We start from the raw sequence: 18,675 nt of genomic DNA on the forward strand, positions 1-18,675 counted from the left end.
CGTGAGTAGAGGCCTTTAGAAATGTCCACGTTGGTGATACAACTAGAACACGTTCTACATCAGAGACAGGATTGCCAGCGTGGACTTCACTCCCGATGAAACCCAGGAAGCGGTAGCCGAGGTGGCTACCGCGCTCCTTGCCCGCGAACTGGAGCCGGACGCGCTCTGGGCGGCATTCGCCGAAGCCGACCTGCTCACGTTGGCACTGCCCGAGCGTCTGGGCGGCGAGGGACTCTCCGTCACCGACGTCGGCTCTCTTCTCGTCGAGGTCGGCCGGGCAGCCGCTCCCATTCCGGCTCTCGCAACCCTCGGCTTCGGCGTCCTCCCCATCGTTGCTCTGGGGACCGACGCTCAGCAGGACGAATTGCTCACCGGAGTCAGCGCCGGACGGGTGTTCACCGCGGCGCTCGGTGAGCCGGGTCAGCAGTTCCCGGCGCAGTCGTCGACCACCGCCCATCAGTCGGGCGACTGGTATCGCGTCAGCGGGACGGTGCTTGCCGTGCCTTTCGCGGCGAGCGCACACAGAATTCTTGTGCCAACCGACGCCGGAGTCGTGCTCGTCGATCCGACCGCCGCCGGCGTCGCATTGACGCCGACACCCAGTGCGTCCGGCAGTCCGGAGTTCGCAGTCACGATGGACGAGGCAGTCGGTGAACTTCTCGGTGCCGGCGAGGAAGCCGTCCAGACGCTGTACCGGATCGCTACGGCGAGTATCGGAGCCGTTGCAGACGGTTTGGTGTCCGGTGCCGTCGATCTCACTGCGGCACATGTCGGCTCACGCGAGCAATTCGGCAAGCCGCTCGCCACGTTCCAGGCGGTCTCACAGCAGATCGCCGACGCCTATGTCACCTCGCGGACTCTTCACGTCGCGGCGTTGTCGGCGTCCTGGCGTGTGTCGGAGGGCCTGGATGCTCAGTCGGACCTCGACGTCATGGCGTACTGGATCGCCCAGGAAGTGCCCGCCACGATGCAGGTGCTTCACCACCTGCACGGCGGTCTGGGCGTCGACGTCACGTATCCGCTTCATCGTTACTACTCGACTGCAAAAGACTTGGCGCGCCTGCTCGGCGGCGCTTCGCAGCGACTCGACCTCGTGGGGGCCCGGTGTTCATCGATCTGACCGACAGTCAGCGCGCATTGCAAGCTGAACTTCGACGCTACTTCTCGACGCTGATCTCGCCCGAGGAGGCCAAGATCATGCGTGTGGAGCGTCATGGCCCTACCTATCGTGAGGTCATCCGTCGTATGGGCAAGGACGGTTGGCTCGGCGTCGGCTGGCCGGTGGAGTACGGCGGACGTGGGTTCGGTGAAGTCGAGCAGCAGATTTTTGTCAACGAGGCTGTGCGGGCGGATGTCCCACTGCCTTCGGTGACGTTGCAGACCGTCGGTCCGACTCTGCAGAAGTACGGCAGCGAGGAGCAGAAGCAGAAATTCCTGCCCGCGATCCTCGCCGGTGAAGTGCACTTCGCGATCGGCTACACCGAACCGGAAGCCGGCACCGACCTTGCAGCCCTGCGTACTTCGGCGGCACGAAATGGTGACGAGTACGTCGTCAACGGCCAGAAGATTTTCACCACCGGCGGGCATGACGCCGATTACGTGTGGCTCGCCGTGCGGACGGGATCTGCCGATTCACGGCACCGCGGCATCTCAATCCTGATCATGGATACCAAAGATCCCGGCTACACCTGGACCCCGATCATCACTTGCGACGGTGCGCATCACGTCAATGCCACCTACTACGAGGACGTTCGCGTTCCGGCGAACATGCTTGTGGGTGAAGAGAATCAGGGTTGGCGCCTGATCACGACGCAGCTCAACCACGAACGCGTCATGCTCGGTCCGGCAGGTCGCGTCGCAGGGATTTACGACCACGTCTTCGATTGGGCCAAGCGTGAAAACCTGCTTGATCACGTTGACGTACGACGCGCGCTCGGCGAGATTCACGCGACGTATCGCCTCAACGAACTGCTCAACTGGCAAGTGGCATCGAGTGATTCGGAGTCGGTGGACATTGCCGACGCTTCGGCAACCAAAGTATTTGCGACCGAACGCATCCAGCGAGTCGGTCGACTGGCGGAAGAGATCGTCGGGCGGTACGGAAATCCGATCGATCCCGAAACGGCTGATCTCATGGAGTGGCTGGACATGCAGATCAAGCGCAACCTGGTGATCACCTTCGGCGGTGGAGTCAACGAGGTGATGCGCGAATTGATCGCTACCGCCGGCCTGAAGCTTCCCCGCGTTCCGAGATAGGAAACAAATCGTGTCAGATCCCATTCTCACTGCTGCCGAGCGGGTTCGAGAGGACGGGCCAAGCGCTCCTCGCGCCGGCCGGGACCCCGTGAACTTGCCGATGATCCGCAACTGGGTCGAGGCGATCGGTGACGAGAACCCGATCTACGTCGACGAATCGGCCGCCCGCGCCGCTGGACACGACGGAATAGTCGCGCCGCCGGCGATGGCGCAGGTATGGACGATGCGCGGTCTGGGGGCAATTCGAGAAGCCGATGATCCGTTGGGCCGGATGACGGACATTCTCGACGAGGCCGGATTCACGTCTGTCGTCGCGACCAACTGCGATCAGATCTACCACCGCTATTTGAAGCCGGGTGAAGAAGTCACCATCTCCTCGGTGTTGGAAGACGTAGTGGGACCGAAGAAGACAGGTCTTGGTGAAGGGTGGTTCTTCACCACCCGTAGCTTCTGGCGGGTCGGTGAAGAACTGGTCTCGGAGATGATGTTCCGGATCTTGAAGTTCGCGCCGCCGGTAAGTGAGCGCCCCTCCACTGACGTGCCTGCGGACCTGGACGCATCTCGGATGCTGCGCCCGACGGCGTCTCTAGACACACAGTTCTTCTGGGACGGTGTCGCCGCACACGAGTTGCGTATTCAACTGCGTGCGGATGGTTCGGTGCAGCACCCACCCGTGCCCGCGATCTGGAAGGACAAGTCGGAGCAGACCGACTACGTGGTCGCGTCAGGGCGGGGAACGGTCTTCAGTTTTGTCGTTCACCACGCGCCCAAGGTTCCTGGTCGGTCGTTGCCGTTCGTCGTTGCCCTGGTCGAACTGCCTGAGGGTGTGCGGATGCTCGGCGAATTGCGCGGCGTCGATCCCTCGAGTGTGTCGATCGGAACGGAGGTGGAGGCGATCTACCTCGACTTCCCCGGAGACGACGAGACCGGGGGAACTCCCTGGACTTTGTACGCCTGGCAGCCGGTTGGGGCTTCTGCGGTTTCGGCGGTTCCTGCGGTTTCTGCGGGGAAGGAGTGACGGTGACTTTGACGACGGATATCACTGTGGGAGAAATTCTTCCGCAGCTCTCGATTTACGGCGACCCGACGTTTGTGGTCTCGGCAGCGCTCGCTACCCGCGACTTTCAAGATGTTCACCACGACCGTGATCTCGCACAGAAACGCGGCTCGAAAGACATTTTTGTCAACATCCTCACCGACACCGGCCTGGTGCAGCGATTCGTGACCGACTGGGCAGGACCGCGGGCAGTACTCACGTCGATCAAGCTCCGCCTCGGGGTCCCCTGGTACGCCTACGACACTTTGACGCTCTCCGGCACGGTGACCTCCTACGACGAGGATCTCGTTTCGCTCGCGGTGGTCGGGAAGAACAGTCTGGGAGATCACATCACTGCGCAGGTCACACTGGCATTTCCGGCGTCGGGCTCGAATGGAGACATTGAAAACGGAGACATTGAATGAGCGCATTGTCCGGCAAGGCCGCGATCGTCGGAATCGGAGCCACGGATTTCTCGAAGGACTCCGGTCGCAGTGAACTGCGACTGGCCGCCGAGGCTGTTCAAGCCGCGTTGGACGACGCCGGTCTGACACCCGCCGACGTCGACGGTCTTACCTCGTTCACCATGGACACCAACACCGAAGTGGCAGTAGCTCGTTCGGTGGGTATCCCGAACCTCAAGTTCTTCAGTCGTATTCACTACGGTGGCGGTGCCGCTGCGGCGACGATTCAGCAAGCGGCCATGGCGGTTGCCACTGGCGTCGCAGACGTCGTCGTTGCTTACCGCGCGTTCAACGAGCGATCGGGTGCGCGTTTCGGGCAGGTGAACTCCGGCCTTGTGGCGCAGGTCAATTCGTCGGGAACGGACAACGCCTTTTCCTATCCTCACGGATTGGGTACTCCCGCATCGTTTGTCGCGATGGTCGCGCAGCGATACATGCACGTATACGGAGCGTCCAGCGAGGACTTCGGTCGAATCGCCGTCGCGGACCGTAAGCATGCAGCCACCAATCCGAAGGCGTTCTTCTACGGAAAACCGATCACCCTCGAGGACCATCAGAACTCGCGATTCATCGCTGAACCTTTGCATCTCCTCGATTGCTGCCAGGAATCCGACGGCGGCATCGCCATCGTCGTCACCTCGGCAGAACGAGCCAAAGATCTGAAGAACACCCCTGCCGTCATCGCTGCCGCAGCACAGGGCAGCGGGGCAGATCAATACATCATGACCAGCTATTACCGCGACGGTTTGACCGGCCTACCGGAGATGGGCCTTGTCGGCGATCAACTCTGGTCACAAAGTGGGCTGCGCCCGTCGGACATGCAGACGGCGATCTTCTACGACCACTTCACGCCCTATGTTCTGATGCAGCTCGAGGAACTCGGTTTCTGCGGTAGGGGAGAGGCCAAAGACTTCATCGCCGGTGGCGCAATCGAACTCGGAGGCAAGCTTCCGATCAACACCCATGGTGGACAGCTCGGCGAGGCATACATCCACGGGATGAACGGTATCGCCGAGGGAGTTCGGCAGATCCGTGGTACTTCGGTCAACCAGGTCGACTCCGTCGAGAATGTGCTGGTGACTGCGGGAACGGGCGTTCCGACATCAGGGCTTGTGCTGACTCGCTGATCGTTGTGAGCACAGCTTCATCAAGCGTCACGGCCTGTTGGCACCGCATCGAGGTCTCCTTCGATGCGGTGCTGGCCCGTGTTCTGTTGTGCCCGAGGAGTACTACCTCAGGTTTTGAAGGTGGTGTTCGCCGGCCGCGGGTGCTGCTGCGGGTCGATCGAGGGTGGTGGGATGAACCAGGGTTTGTTGTCGACGCCGATGCGGATTACCCACTTCCCGACGAAACCGGCTTTTCGGTGCATCAGCCGATGATGCGAACGGCACAGCAGGACAAGGTTGTTCATCACCGTCGGGCCGCCGTTCGCCCAGTGCCGGATGTGGTGCGCGTCGGTCCAGGCCGGTACACACGTGCAGCCGGGGAACGCGCAGCCTTTGTCGCGGGCGATCAACGCCACTCGCTGCTCCGCGGTGACCAACCGTTTCCCGGGTTTCGCATCGAGCGGCGCCTCGTGGTCGTCGAGCAGTACGGTGGACAGGAAGCAGTCGCAGCCGAGGAGTCTGGTCTGCGACACGGACAGTGGCCCCAGCCAGGGCATGTGCCCGACATCAAGATCCGACACAGCCACAGCAACACCATCGGGCGAGGGTGCGGCGGCGCAGTCCCGGTGCTCCGCGAGATCGCGGGCGTTGATGTGCACGTTCACGTGCGGACGCTGCCCACCATCGAAACCGGTCTTGGCGCAGTCCAAGTACCGGCGGATCAGTTCGGTGAACCCATCCGCCGTCCGCTTCGCCGCCGACCGAGAATCCGGAGTTCCATCCGGTGCCGGGGTCGGCATCGTCAGATTCGACAACGCCGACAACAACATTTCCCCGGTGAGAGCATCGAAATCACCGCGCACCACCACCCGACCATTCAACGTCGACGCGATCCGCAACTCATTCCGATCCACATCCTCGGCGGGCGGAATCTCATCGGACTCGAACACTCGCTCCAAGGTCGCGATAACACTCCGCACCTTCGTCGTCGTCGCCTCCACGCCCGAAGCAGCAGCCAACAACAAATCGACACAGCGAGGCAACGCCTCCTCCGGCATCCCCTTCGGAGGTGACTCGCAGAACGCCACGATCAACACGGCATGATCGAAGGAGCAGTCCCCGACATCGAACCGGGCAGCCACCGCCGGAAAAGGCCGAAGCGCCGCACCCAACGCGGCGATCTTCTTCCCATCCCGAACCTGCAGCATCGTGTTCGCCGCCAACCACACACCCACCCCGCGGCTCGCAATCACCTGATCATCCGGCCGCAACGACAACTCGTCGACCACCGCCACACGAACAGCCTCGAGACGAAGAATCTCCGCACTCGCCCCGATAGCAACGGCCCGCAACTCCGCGGCAGTCAACTGCCACAGGCGTCCGCGCAACCCCACCGCAGAACCCGACACCACATCCGACAACAGAACACTCATTGAATCCCCCGATCCCCTCCCCAAACAATACTCGAACACCCGTTCGAGTCAAGAGGTGCTTTCGGGCTCGCTCTAGGATCGCTGGATGTTCACGTTGACTACGGAACGCCTTGTTCTTCGAGATTTCACTGTCGCGGATGAAGATGCCGTCCATCAGTACGCGTCCGACCCTGCCGTCTGTAGATATGTTGATTGGGGGCCGAACACCCCAGCGGTGACCAGGGCATTCCTGGCTGACGCGGCACTCGAAGCTGAGCTCGTCGAACGTCGCACGTTCACCCTGGCCATCACGTCGAAGGCTGATGGAACGGTCATCGGTTCGGTAGCTGTGTGGGAAGTGTCCGCCGCGCACCGGCGGGCGGAACTCGGTTTTGTCGTGAACCCGAAGTCCCAAGGACGAGGTTATGCATCCGAGGCAGGGAGTGCGGTCCTGGGACTCGCCTTCGCTCGCCTTGGAGCACAGCGCGTGCAGGCAACGTGTCGTCCGGATAACTCGGCGTCGGCGTCGGTGCTCACCAAAATCGGAATGGTGGAGGAGGGGCGGATGAGGGCGCACATGGTGATCCGGGGGACCGCGGTGGATTCGCTGCTTTTTGCTGCAACACGACCTGCCGCCGTACAGCCATAGACCGCGTCGGCTCACTTTCGTGACCTTCCCGGGCCCTGGTGCGATACTCGAACCATGTTCGAGGATGCCTTGCTCATCGACGCGGCCGGCCGGCCCACCATGCAGCATCACCAGGCCTTTTCTCGGGACTGGGACCGCATCAAGGAATGGTCCGACAACATCTACATGCCGTATACGGTCACGCCGATAGGAAGTCGGTTGAAGCCGGCTTCGGACATGTACTCGGCAGCGGTGGGCAAGATCGACGTCACCCGATTCTGCTACGGCATTCCGGTCTCTGTCGGTGAATGTTCTCCTGAGGCCGGAAACATTCTGGTTCTGACGACGATCAGAGGCAACGGCCGACATGCCCTTGGCCGGGGAGCTGCGGCAAATACTGCCGTGGGGGAGACTTTTGTCGCCGACTGTAGTCGGACCGACTATTTCGTCGAATTCGACGAGGATCATCTGCAGCTGAATCTCACTGTGCCGCATCAGCTTGTCGCCGACCACGCCCAGCAGTGGTACGGGGCGGTTCCCGACGATCGTCTGTGGCGGCACAAGTGCACCATCGGCGGGCGTGGCTCGAGTTGGCTCGCATTGATGGACTACGTCGTTTGCGCGATTGCAGAGTCGCCTGACGCGATGTCGAGTGAAAGGCTGGGCGCCAGGGTTCAAGAACTCATCACGGCTCAGCTTCTCGACGAGTGGGCGACGCAGGCCGGGTTGCAACTCGGCGCCGACGTCGCCTCCGCCGAACCGGCATACGTGCGATCGGCGGAGGAGTACATCGATACCTTCGCGCGCTCGGTACCGACGGCGTCCGAGATCGCGGCTGCGGTGGGTGTCAGTGTCCGGGCGCTCACTGCGGGATTTCGACGGTACCGAGACACCACGCCGGGGCAACGATTGCGCGCGCGTCGGCTGGAGGGGGTACGCAGCGAATTGTTGCGTTCCGATGGGAGAACCGTCTCCGAAATCGCAAACGCCTGGGGCTACGTCAATCTGGGCATGTTTGCGGCCGCCTACCGGAAACGGTTCGGAGAGTTGCCTTCCGAGACTCGGAACCCACTCTGAGGATAGTTGTTTGAACGGTCATGACGATCGGTTTACGCACTCGATGAACTGCGATGATCCGTTGTTTCGTGTCGGAGCGTTCTGCAAGGATTGAAATCGAACGTGACAGCAATCCCACGAGCTAGGAGTACGTCATGGCAACTCGACTCAATCCGTACATCAGTTTCAACGGTAACGCGCGTGAAGCGTTGGAGTTCTACAAGGGCATTTTCGGTGGCACGCTGGCGCTGAGCACGTTCGGTGAATTCGGCAATCCCGGCGAAGGCGGGGACAAGATCATGCACGGAATGCTCGAGACCGATCAGGGATACACCCTGATGGGTGCTGACACTCCGCCAGGCATGCCGTACAACCCCGGCGACAACATCACGGTCAGCCTCAGCGGCGACGACGGCGATGTGCTGCGCGGGTACTGGGAGCAACTGTCGGGAACAGGTACGGTCAGCGTTCCGCTCGAGAAGCAGATGTGGGGCGACGAATTCGGCGCCTGTACAGACAAATTCGGCATTTCCTGGCTGGTGAATATCGGAGCGCCCCAGAGCTGACTACAGAGTCTGCCCGGTTCTGCCGAAACGAGACAGTTTTCCTGCCGTTTCGAGGCAGAGCCGGGTGTGTGATCGCCGTTACATTCTGTTCGACAAGACAAGTTGCAAGTCGGATGGAGAAATGCAGTGACGATCGAAGATATTGCGCGGAAGCCCCTTTCGAAGCAGCGCCTCGACGACGTGCTGGCGCGAGCAACTCAGGGGGCTGATCGCGTCCCGGGTGTGGTCGCGATGATCACGGATCGAGAAGGCAACATCTACGAGGGTGCTGCGGGCGAGCGGACTCTCGGTTCCGGCGTTCCGATGACCCTCGATACAACTTTTGCGCTCTTCTCCACCACCAAGGCGATCACCGGTACCGCTGTCCTGCAATGTGTGGAGGAGGGATTGCTCGATCTCGATGCACCTGCAGCGACCTATGTTCCCGACATCGGTGAGCTGCAGGTTCTGGACGGTTTCGACGCCGGCGGAAACCCCGTTCTTCGAGAGCCCAAGCGTGACATCACCACTCGCATGCTGCTCCTTCACACTGCAGGGTTCGGCTACGACTTCTTCAACGAGTCGTACAACCGGCTCTCACAGGAACATGGGCAGCCCAGCGTGATCACGTGTAGCAAAGCGGCGCTCACGACACCGCTGCTCTTCGACCCGGGTGAGAAGTGGGAGTACGGCACCAATATCGACTGGGCCGGCCAGGTCGTCGAGTCGATTCGAGGTCAGCGACTCGGCGATGTCATGCGTGAGCGCATCTTCGAACCTCTCGAGATGGCCGATACGGCATTCACGATGAGCCCGTCGATGAAGGCTCGACTTGCGCCGATCCATCAGCGCGAGAGCGACGGAAGCCTCACTCCGCTAATCGGATTCGAGCTTCCGGCCGAACCCGAGGTGCACATGGGTGGTCACGGTTTGCACGGCACTGTCGCCGACTACATGAAGTTCATTCGTATGTGGCTCAACGACGGCGCGGGCACTTCGGGTCGCGTATTGTCGCCGGAGACGGTAGCTGCAGCCGTTCAGAACGGGCTCGAAGGCCAGCACGTGGGGTTGTTGCCCGGAGTTCTCCCGACTCTGTCCAACGATGCGGAATTCTTCCCCGGTGTACCCAAAGGATGGGCATACTCCTTCATGACAAATGAAGAGGTGGCACCCACCGGTAGGCCGGCCGGATCGCTGGCTTGGGCGGGTCTTGCCAACCTCTATTACTGGATCGACCGGCAGACCGGCGTCGGCGGGTTCTGGGCAACGCAGATTCTGCCGTTCGCGGACGCTGGATCCATCAACGGATACCTGGAATTCGAGACCGCCGTTTACCAGTGATCGGCTGGATTCCCGCTGTCCGGGATCGACTGTTTCTTTCGGGCGGGTTCGGAGTACGCATGCAGTACAGCGCACGCTTGCATACGACGAACTAGGAGACGGCATGAACAGCCTCGAAGGCAGCTTCGAAGGAAAAGTTGCACTGATCACCGGCGCCGCACGCGGTCAGGGGCGCGCCCACGCTGTCGCATTCGCGGAGCGTGGCGCGGACATCGTGATCTGCGACCGGTGCGAGAACAGTGATGTCGTCGCCTACCCCCTCGCAAACGAGGAGGATCTGAAGGAAACCGTTCGTTTGGTGGAAGCCACCGGTCGGCGGTGCATTGCCGTCAAGGCAGACACTGCTGATCGCGAAGCAATGGACGCGCTCGTTGCCCGCGCTGAAGCCGAGTTCGGCCGTGTCGACATCGCCGTCGCGAATGCCGGGGTGTCCGTGCCCGCTCCGATCACGTCGATGACGTCGGCACAGTGGAACGAAGTCATCTCGTCGAACCTGACCGGTGTGTTCAACACCGTTGCGGCCGTGTCAGGTGGAATGGCGGAACGTGGTTACGGTCGCATCATCACGATTTCCTCGATGATGGGTCGATCAGGTGGCACCCAGATGGCGGCGTACGGCGCCTCCAAATGGGGCGTCATCGGTTTGACGAAGAGTGTGTCGCTCGAACTGGCCAATTCGGGTGTGACCGTGAATGCTATTGCGCCGGGTAATATCTCGACGCCGATGATTCACAACGACATGATGTACGCAATGATGCGGCCTGACCTCGAATCGCCGACGGCAGACGACGTCGAACCCGTGTACGCGACTCTGCATGCGCAGCCGGTCGGTTGGCTGGATCCTTTCGAGATCACGCGAGTAGTCCTGTTCCTCGCCGCCGACGCGAGTGCCCACATGAGTGGCATCGTGGTTCCTGTCGACGCCGGAGTAGCCGCTCGCTCGAACGCTTGACGGACAAGACTGTTCGCGCGAAAGCGCGGACCGGGTGGGTCGTCGGCGTCCTGAGTCTGAGCGGTGTGGTGGTCGCGCTGCAACAGACCTTGGTGGTGCCGGTCCTGCCTGCGTTCGCGACGGCATCGGGAGTATCGTCGTCCACCGCTTCCTGGCTGGTGACCTCGACGTTGCTGACCGGTGCCGTCGCAACCCCTCTCATCGGCAGACTCGCCGACATGTTCGGCAAGCGCGCGATGATGCTCGTCTGTCTTGCCGTGATGATCGTCGGCTGCATGGTTGCTGCGCTCAGCCAGAGTTTCTGGTTACTGATCCTCGGGCGCTCGTTGCAGGGGTTCGCGACGGCACTTCTGCCCGTCGGAATCAGTATCATGCGCGATGTCCTTCCTCCGGAAAAGCTCAGTGGTGCAGTAGCTCTCATGAGTGCGACGTTGGGGATCGGTGGCATGTTCGGTATGCCGATGGCTGGGGTGATCTCGGCGCACTGGGGACTACCCGCGCTTTTCTGGGTCACCGGTGGATTTGGGGTAGTACTGATAGTCGTCTTGCCGCTGGTGGTGCCGGAATCGGCGGTGAAGAGTCGCGGACGCTTCGACTTTCTGGGGGCCACGGTCCTCACGCTCGCCATGACTGCACTGCTACTGGCCGTTTCGAAGGGAACCGAATGGGGCTGGGCAAGCCCCGAGGTTCTTGTTCTGGTCGCGTCCGGCGTGGTCTTGCTCTGTGGATGGATTCCGTGGGAACTGCACACGCCGGCACCGCTGGTCGATCTGCGGACTTCCCTTCGCGCTCCGATTCTGGTTTCGAACGTCTGCGCAGTATTACTCGGTTTTGCCATGTTCATCAGCGCGTTGGCGGCAACGCAGGAACTTCAGTTGCCCCTGGCGTCGGCGGACGGTCTCGGACTCTCGGCTGCCGAAGCCGGACTGGCGATGATGCCGGGTGGAGTCCTGATGATCGGATTGGCGCCGGTGTCGTCGAAAGTGACGAGGCGATGGGGAGCGAAGGCTACGTTGGCGTCGGGTGCGATCGTCATTGCAATCGGATATGTCTTGCGTGTGCTGTTGGCGCCGACGTTGGTCAATATCGTGATCGGCGCTGCCGTGGTATCGGCCGGTGTGGCATTTTCCCTGGCAGCCATGCCGACTCTGATCACCGAATCTGCGCCGATCCATCAGACTGCCTCGGCCAACGGATTCAACAGCCTGCTCCGTTCGGTCGGTACCTCCACCGGAAGCGCCGTTGCGGCAGCGGTATTGGCCAGTTCAACGGTGGTGATCGGTGCGAGCGCTGTGCCGACCCTGCATTCGTTCGCGGTTTTGTACTGGATCGGAGCGGGCGTATCAGCACTGGCCGCCGCGGTGACGTTGGCAGTGAAGGTGGAGCGGACGGGGGCGGTATCGCTGCCCGAGTTACCAATTGCAGCTCAAACCGATGGCGCAACGAAGATCGGGTGAGTCGACGGACTCACCCGATCTTCGTCGTCACCGTTATCTTCGACTGGAATCAACCAGGTACTCGAGATTCTGGTTGTACGGGGTGGCCGTTACCGCAGCGTGCGAACTCACCCGGGACACCTCGGTAGTGCCGCGAACGACAGAAGCCTTGATCGAACCTACTTTCAACGGGGCGATGCAGCTGCTCATCCCGGCCGGGGCATTGCAGGTAGTTGTCGTGGTTCCCACCGTTACTTTGACGACCGCCGGCGCCGTCAAGAAGGAAAGGACTTCGACGGTATCGCGAGCGGGGGATGACCATTGGCGCAGTGACATCGGGGGTGTCGAAGGGTTGGCAGGCACTGTGGATACTTTCTGCGTTCGATAACTCAAATAGGCAGTATCGCGGACGATCGTCGGCATTACCCCTGACCGGAACCAGTACAGACCGTAGGCGTTGATGTCCAGCAGGGAGCGTCCGTGCCCGGCGCTGGGAGCGAAGGAAGTCCCCTCGCTGTAATCGTTCCAGGTTGTCAGTTGGACCCATTCGCTGCCTGAATCGAGCGCGATCTGCCAGGTATTGCGAAGATTCTGTGTGTTTTCCGCTTCGTCGTAGATGGCCTGGTTCGGTCTGACGTCTTGGAAGGAGACCGATTGCATCCAGATCTTTCCCAATGCATGAGCCGCGGCAGCCAAATCAAGCGGAGTATTTGGGCTGTTGACCACTGGGTTTCCCGCCGGATTCCGGTTTCCCCAACTCGACATGCCATAGCTGATGGAGGCAAACGCATTGCGGTTTGCCGCTGCGTCTAAAAACACCGGAACTAATGCGACATTTATCCCATAGGACTGACTCATCAGGGTGATGAACTGCGACCACCATGTTGGACTTTTGGCTTCTGCAAGAAATGGGGAAATAACGAGGCGTCCGTCCGCAAGTTTGAATACGGACGGTTTTGTCGCATATGGTGCCATTTCTGCGGCGAGCTCTGCAGGCGTCATATTATTGAAAGAAGCGCTCATATCGGGCATGAGCATTACTTTGAAGTTCGGATCTACTGTGGCTGCGGCTTGCATGAGCGCGCCGGGAATGATTGAACCCCACCAACTGGTGTCCGTTGCCTTGGCCATGATGTCGACAGAGAACCCGTCGAGCCCAGCAGCGACCGCCTGACGAACTTCAGTTTCGAGATCTCTCTGACGCCACTGGGGATCTGTGATCGGAGGGCGTGGAGCAGGCCGATCGCGGATGAATCCAGCTGAGTTGACGTGTGCATTGTTCTCTCCATGCACTGTCATGTACTGAGTTGTGTAGAAGTCGCTGTTCGGGGTCGCGTTGTCGATAGATACCGGGTACGGCGGAAAATAATGTCCGAATACCTTCCGTCCGTTCAGCGTTGCCCGGTCCGGAATGTCGAAGGGGAGAGCAGCAGATTCCGGATTGGCAGAAAGAGCAGTGGGAGCAAACGTAGGTGATTCTGTGTGCCCTTGCCCCTGATAGGAATAGGCAAATGTGAGCGATAGTGCGACTGCCGTCGAGAGGCACATGAGACGGATTGTTTTCGGTAGGATTGCGTACCGTCGCATAGGGATGAAACGCATGGGAGTTATCCTCCAGGTCAGATTCTTCGGCTGTAGAGAAATTTGTTTGGAGTGCATTCTGAGGCACGAACTTTGCGACGCTAACATGAATTGAAATCCGGGGCACTCTCGTCCACTTGAATACGCGAGCGAGCCGAATCGTGAGGAGTCACGACGGTTGGGTCCTGTCGGGGGCCCGTTTGCAGGACTGCTGCGTGAAATCCTGGAATGTGTCGGCCTCCTGGGTCACACTGGGGAACGGACTACCGACGGATTACCGATGCGGGAGGGCTCATGACCGAAGCGATTGTGGCCGAGGGGCTGGTCAAGAAGTACGGCGACGTCACGGCATTGGACGGCATCGACCTGGAAGTGCGCGAGGGTTCGGTGATGGCTCTATTGGGTCCCAACGGCGCCGGAAAAACCACTGCGGTAAGGATATTCACGACGCTGCTCATTCCGGACGGTGGACGCGCCAAGGTTGCCGGGCTGGACGTGGTCGAGGATGCGCGGGCGTTGCGGTCCAAGATCGGTGCTTCGGGTCAGTATGCCGCGGTCGACGAGTACCTGACGGGCTATGAGAACTTGGACATGGTCGGGAGGCTGTATCACCTCGGCGCCCGAAGCAGTAAGGCACGAGCGCGTGAATTGCTCGAGCAGTTCGATCTCGTCGAGGCTGGAGATCGGCCGGTCAAGGGCTATTCCGGCGGAATGCGGCGACGTCTCGATCTGGCCGGCGCATTGGTTGCTCGGCCGCAGGTGTTGTTTCTGGACGAGCCGACCACCGGCCTCGATCCTCGTGCGCGACTCGGTCTCTGGGATGTCATCGAAGGGTTGGTGGCGCAGGGGACAACACTGTTGCTCACGACGCAATACATGGAGGAAGCCGAGAGGTTGGCCGACCAGATCGCCGTCATCGACCGCGGCTCGGTCATCGCGCGCGGTACTGCAGATCAGCTGAAGGCGCGGGTCGGGGGTGAGCGCATCGAACTGAGTGTGCACGAGGTCGAACATCTCGACATCGTCCGAGAAGAATTGCGCTCGCTTGCCGTGGGGGACATTCAGGTTCAAGAGAATGTCCGTCGCGTCACCGTTCCTGTCGACGACGGTACCGATGCGTTGGTCGCAGCGCTGAATCTCCTGTCGGCACGAGGCATTCGGGTGTTCGACGTCGGTCTGCGCCGGCCCACTCTCGACGATGTCTTTCTCACACTGACCGGGCACCAGGCTGAACTGGAGGATCAGAAATGACCGTGCAGATGGCGCTCGAAGACGGTTTGACCATCGCCAGGCGAAACTTGATCAAGATCAAGCGCGTTCCGGATCTACTGGTGTTCACCACTTTGTCGCCGATCATGTTCGTGCTCTTGTTCGCATACGTGTTCGGCAGCGCGATCTCCGTCCCGGGCACGTCGTATCGAGAGTTCCTGATCGCCGGAATCTTCACGCAGACGGTCATATTCGGTGCTACCTGGACTGGTTTGGGGATGGTCGAAGACATTCAGAAAGGAATCATCGACAGATTTCGATCGCTGCCTATGGCTCCGTCTGCCGTGCTGACCGGCCGAACATCGAGTGACGTGTTGATCAACGTCATCAGCTTGGTGGTCATGTCGTTGACCGGTCTTCTGGTGGGGTGGCGCATCCATTCCAGCTTCCTCGAGGCGGTGGCCGGTTATGCGCTGCTTCTGTTCTTCGCGTACGCATTGTCATGGGTCATGGCTGTTGTCGGGCTTTGGATCCGCACGCCGGAGGTGTTCAACAACGCGAGTTTCATCGTCATCTTTCCGCTGTCGTTCATCGCGAACACTTTTGTCGAGACCACCAATCTTCCCGGCCCGCTCAAAGTGATCGCCGAATGGAATCCGGTGTCGGCGGTGACTCAGGCGGTGCGTGAACTGTTCGGCAATACCAATCCTGCGATGACGGTTCCGGATGCGTGGCCACTGCAGAATCCGGTCATCGCGTCGCTGTTGTGGACTTTCGGTTTGCTGATCGTCTTCGTGCCGTTCGCTATTCGTCGGTATCAGAAGGCAGTCAGCCGCTGACCTGGTGATTCCGGCCGGTAGGGTGGGTATGTGCCGGAGCCCGAACGCATCGACAAACGCAGCCTGAGATACGCGGGGCGACGTGAGGAGTTGCTCGACGCGCTGACCCGCTACGTCATCGACAACGGTGTCGGGGAACTGACGGTGAGGCAGCTCGCCAAGGCCGTAGGTGTGTCGCATGCGTCGTTGCTCAACCATTTCGAGAGCAAGGAGAACCTGCTCTCCGAGGTCATCGAGAACATGCGTGGTGAGTCCATTCCGATTGCGGTTCCGATGAAATCGGGGGTCGATCCGGCGACAGTGCTGACCGCGTGGTGGACCGAACGTACGACGCCGGAGGTACTGCCGCGGTTCCGAGTGATGGTCGAGATTTACGCCCTCGCGCTCGGCGACCGCGAACGCTACGGACGGTTCCTGGACCGTTTTGTAGGCGATTGGATCGAGGCGCTGGAAGCCGGTCTACGACAAGCGGGTTGCCCCGAGGACGATGTTGCCTCTGTCGCTACTCTGTTGCTCTCGCAAATGCGGGGTCTGTCGATGGATCTTCTGGCCACTGGGGACCGGGCCCGCGTCGATCGTGCGTTCGGGCTTTTTGTCGACGGCTTTGCCGCCCGCGCTCGGGACTGGTCCACGCCAAGATCCGATCGCCTTCAACACTGACCGATCACCACGGTCGAGGCGGTCTCACCGTAGGTTGCTACCCGAGTGAGAAACCCTCCCCGAGTGAATGTTTCAACAGTCATTTCGACCTGCTCCGTACTCGTCTCGACGAGAAGACAGCCACCCGGTCGTAGCCACGGCGCAGCGTCCGCGATGATGCGTCGCTGCAGGTCCAGTCCGTCGGTGCCGCCGTCCAACGAGACCAGCGGTTCGTGAAGACGGGCTTCGGGCGGCATCAGCCTGATCGAATCGGTGGGGACGTAAGGTGCATTGGCAACGACCACATCCACGCGACCGAGTAATTCCGTTGGCAGTGGTTCGAAGAGATCGCCTTCGAGTACGCGCTCGGGCGGTGTGATGTTTCGGCGAGCGCACCGCACCGCGGCCGGTTCCACATCTACCGCGTACAAATCGACGGCATCGAGCGTCGACTGCAGGACGGTACCGACAGCTCCTGAGCCACAACACATGTCGACGACGACGCTTCCCGAGACGACGAGTGAGCAGGCCTGCCGGGCGAGGAACTCGGTGCGCCGGCGTGGGACGAAGACTCCAGAGTCGATGTGAATACGCAAGCCGCAGAACTCGACCCATCCGAGGACAGGTTCGAGTGGTTCGCCGGCAACTCGTCGGTCGACCATCGCGTCGAGTTCATCGAGAGAGCGTGCGGTGTGAAGAAGTAGGCGAGCCTCGTCTTCGGCGAATACGCAACCTGCTGCTCGGAGAATCGCGGCCACCGACTTCTGCTGCGAAGCAGGGAAGGTCGGGAGATCAGGTGCTGACATGAGAGAGCCTTTCGGCCTCCTGATCTCGCTGGGACCTGCACGTATCGAACACCGCCACCCTACCCGAGCAGGCGTGTCACGACGGTAGATGCGGAATGGGAATCTAGGTTGACCAATTGGTAAGGCTGTTCTATGGTCTGAACTCGATCGGCTGATGTGGGGCCGATCACCACAGATGCACCGTCACCGCAATCGTAGGAGAAGTACGTGAGTAAGCGACTGGGTAGGACGCTCGTCGGGCTGAGTGCGAGTGCTTTGGTGGCGTTGACAGTTGCGGCGCCGGCCGGAGCGGAACCGAATGATGCTCCGGGTGCTGTCGTGAGTCGGGAGTTACTCGGTCCCGATCGGGTGATCCCGGGTGCCGTGAGCGCAACAAAGGTGACGTACTGGTCGACGGGCCCGAAGGACGCGCCGATGACGAGCACCGGTGTGGTGTATCGCCCAGAGGGAGCTCCGCCCGAGGGTGGTTGGCCGGTCATCTCCTATGCGCACGGAACGGTGGGTGTGGCGGATCAGTGTGCGCCGAGCAGCAGTGTTCCGCTCGAACGGACCGCGACGCATCTGGGTCACTGGCTGGAGCAGGGATACGCGGTGGTGACGACCGACTACGTGGGGCTCGGAACACCTGGTGTTCACCCGTATCTCGACGGTCGTTCCGCTGCACACAGCGTTGTGGACATGGTGCGCGCCGCTCGTGCGGTCGACGACGACCTGTCGAGCGAATGGGTTGCGATGGGACAGTCGCAGGGCGGGCAGGCGACTATGTTCACCGCTTCGCTTGCCACTGATTACGCGCCGGAGCTGGACTACCGCGGCGCTGTCGCCACTGGTGTCCCCTCGAACATCGAAAATCTTCTACCGCTCGGTGGTCCGGCTTTCCCGGCGCTTCCGCTCAAGGGTACGACGGTCTACATCGCGAACGTTCTTGACGGACTGCGTGCTTCGCGGCCAGACATCGACATCGACTCGTATCTGACCCCGCTCGGCAAGACCATCCTCGACGACGTCGAGAACAACATGTGCTACACCGAGGCGCGCACGAAGTACGGAACCGTCACACTCGGGCAGGTGCTGACGAAGTCGCTGGACAATCCAGTATTCATGGAGGCTGCGCGTGAACTGCTCACTGTGCCGACCGCAGGATACGACCGCCCGTTCTTCATCGGTCAGGGGTTGTCGGACATCGATGTTCCGGCACCGCTGACACTGAAGTTCGCGGCTGACCTCGCTGCCAACGGTGTGGATTTTGCATTCCATACCTATCCCACTGATCATCTGGGAACCGTCCCGGCTTCGGTTCCAGACAGCACTCCCTTTGTTGCGGCGCTGTTCTCTGGTCGACAACCCTGTACCGGAAGCCTCTGCTGAC

General features: G+C 60.9%; 18 protein-coding genes. 15 read left to right on the top strand and 3 right to left on the bottom strand.

What is annotated here, in order from left to right:
• The first annotated feature begins 79 nt into the window (after window positions 1–79).
• The 5 genes from R4P70_RS19495 to R4P70_RS19515 are packed head-to-tail and all read left to right on the top strand — an operon-like array spanning window position 80 to window position 4,883.
• The gene (locus R4P70_RS19495; protein ID WP_317831244.1) at window positions 80–1,120 is read left to right on the top strand and encodes an acyl-CoA dehydrogenase family protein; all 1,041 of its coding nucleotides are present in this window, start codon (window positions 80–82) and stop codon (window positions 1,118–1,120) included.
• Window positions 1,105–2,256 (top strand): acyl-CoA dehydrogenase family protein, encoded by a 1,152-nt coding sequence (locus R4P70_RS19500; protein WP_084326786.1) that lies wholly within the window; start codon window positions 1,105–1,107, stop codon window positions 2,254–2,256. Before R4P70_RS19495 ends, R4P70_RS19500 begins: the two co-directional genes overlap by 16 nt.
• A gap of 10 nt (window positions 2,257–2,266) precedes the next feature.
• Entirely contained in the window at window positions 2,267–3,274 is a 1,008-nt protein-coding gene (locus R4P70_RS19505; RefSeq protein ID WP_411742482.1) for a bifunctional MaoC family dehydratase N-terminal/OB-fold nucleic acid binding domain-containing protein, read from the top strand.
• Between the two features lie 2 nt (window positions 3,275–3,276).
• Entirely contained in the window at window positions 3,277–3,717 is a 441-nt protein-coding gene (locus R4P70_RS19510) for a MaoC family dehydratase (RefSeq protein ID WP_095970907.1), read from the top strand.
• On the top strand, window positions 3,714–4,883 hold the full coding sequence (locus R4P70_RS19515; RefSeq protein WP_003945661.1) for a lipid-transfer protein: 1,170 nt from the start codon (window positions 3,714–3,716) through the stop codon (window positions 4,881–4,883). The genes R4P70_RS19510 and R4P70_RS19515 overlap by 4 nt, the downstream gene beginning before the upstream one ends.
• A 107-nt stretch (window positions 4,884–4,990) precedes the next feature.
• Here the strand turns inward: R4P70_RS19515 and R4P70_RS19520 are convergent, their stop codons facing one another.
• Complete coding sequence (locus R4P70_RS19520; RefSeq protein ID WP_317831248.1) at window positions 4,991–6,295, bottom strand: HNH endonuclease signature motif containing protein; 1,305 nt, start codon at window positions 6,293–6,295, stop codon at window positions 4,991–4,993.
• A gap of 85 nt (window positions 6,296–6,380) precedes the next feature.
• Here R4P70_RS19520 and R4P70_RS19525 point away from each other — a divergent pair, with 85 nt between their 5' ends.
• The 6 genes from R4P70_RS19525 (at window position 6,381) to R4P70_RS19550 (ending at window position 12,253) form a co-directional block, all read left to right on the top strand.
• Entirely contained in the window at window positions 6,381–6,923 is a 543-nt protein-coding gene (locus R4P70_RS19525; RefSeq protein ID WP_046377912.1) for a GNAT family N-acetyltransferase, read from the top strand.
• A gap of 54 nt (window positions 6,924–6,977) precedes the next feature.
• Complete coding sequence (locus R4P70_RS19530) at window positions 6,978–7,979, top strand: helix-turn-helix domain-containing protein (protein WP_317831252.1); 1,002 nt, start codon at window positions 6,978–6,980, stop codon at window positions 7,977–7,979.
• Between the two features lie 134 nt (window positions 7,980–8,113).
• Window positions 8,114–8,524 carry a VOC family protein gene (locus R4P70_RS19535; protein WP_003945857.1) on the top strand — a complete coding sequence of 137 codons (411 nt, stop codon included), beginning with the start codon at window positions 8,114–8,116 and terminating at the stop codon, window positions 8,522–8,524.
• 180 nt (window positions 8,525–8,704) lie between these two features.
• Complete coding sequence (locus R4P70_RS19540; protein WP_257237391.1) at window positions 8,705–9,844, top strand: serine hydrolase domain-containing protein; 1,140 nt, start codon at window positions 8,705–8,707, stop codon at window positions 9,842–9,844.
• 103 nt (window positions 9,845–9,947) lie between these two features.
• A complete protein-coding gene (locus R4P70_RS19545) occupies window positions 9,948–10,796 on the top strand; it encodes a mycofactocin-coupled SDR family oxidoreductase (protein WP_019746862.1) in 849 nt (282 codons plus the stop codon).
• Window positions 10,793–12,253: an MFS transporter gene (locus tag R4P70_RS19550; protein WP_205907383.1), complete on the top strand. Its 1,461-nt coding sequence runs from the start codon at window positions 10,793–10,795 to the stop codon at window positions 12,251–12,253. Before R4P70_RS19545 ends, R4P70_RS19550 begins: the two co-directional genes overlap by 4 nt.
• Before the next feature lie 33 nt (window positions 12,254–12,286).
• Here R4P70_RS19550 and R4P70_RS19555 read toward each other — a convergent pair whose 3' ends face one another.
• Window positions 12,287–13,780 (bottom strand): glycoside hydrolase family 71 protein, encoded by a 1,494-nt coding sequence (locus tag R4P70_RS19555; protein WP_317831255.1) that lies wholly within the window; start codon window positions 13,778–13,780, stop codon window positions 12,287–12,289.
• 327 nt (window positions 13,781–14,107) lie between these two features.
• On the opposite strand from R4P70_RS19555, the gene R4P70_RS19560 reads away from it, so the two are divergent.
• The 3 genes from R4P70_RS19560 to R4P70_RS19570 are packed head-to-tail and all read left to right on the top strand — an operon-like array spanning window position 14,108 to window position 16,521.
• Window positions 14,108–15,064 (top strand): daunorubicin resistance protein DrrA family ABC transporter ATP-binding protein, encoded by a 957-nt coding sequence (locus R4P70_RS19560; RefSeq protein WP_003945489.1) that lies wholly within the window; start codon window positions 14,108–14,110, stop codon window positions 15,062–15,064.
• Window positions 15,061–15,861 (top strand): ABC transporter permease, encoded by an 801-nt coding sequence (locus R4P70_RS19565; protein WP_003945537.1) that lies wholly within the window; start codon window positions 15,061–15,063, stop codon window positions 15,859–15,861. The genes R4P70_RS19560 and R4P70_RS19565 overlap by 4 nt, the downstream gene beginning before the upstream one ends.
• A gap of 30 nt (window positions 15,862–15,891) precedes the next feature.
• The gene (locus R4P70_RS19570; RefSeq protein WP_317831257.1) at window positions 15,892–16,521 is read left to right on the top strand and encodes a TetR/AcrR family transcriptional regulator; all 630 of its coding nucleotides are present in this window, start codon (window positions 15,892–15,894) and stop codon (window positions 16,519–16,521) included.
• On the opposite strand, the gene R4P70_RS19575 is transcribed toward R4P70_RS19570, so the two are convergent.
• Window positions 16,512–17,306, bottom strand: a complete 795-nt coding sequence (locus R4P70_RS19575; protein ID WP_317831259.1) for a putative protein N(5)-glutamine methyltransferase — start codon at window positions 17,304–17,306, stop codon at window positions 16,512–16,514. The two genes, R4P70_RS19570 and R4P70_RS19575, sit on opposite strands and share 10 nt — an antisense overlap.
• Window positions 17,307–17,513: 207 nt before the next feature.
• On the opposite strand from R4P70_RS19575, the gene R4P70_RS19580 reads away from it, so the two are divergent.
• The gene (locus R4P70_RS19580) at window positions 17,514–18,674 is read left to right on the top strand and encodes a lipase family protein (RefSeq protein ID WP_046377918.1); all 1,161 of its coding nucleotides are present in this window, start codon (window positions 17,514–17,516) and stop codon (window positions 18,672–18,674) included.
• Window position 18,675 lies beyond the last annotated feature (1 nt).

This window comes from Rhodococcus sp. IEGM 1241 (genome assembly GCF_033142365.1).
Lineage (GTDB): Bacteria > Actinomycetota > Actinomycetes > Mycobacteriales > Mycobacteriaceae > Rhodococcus_F > Rhodococcus_F erythropolis.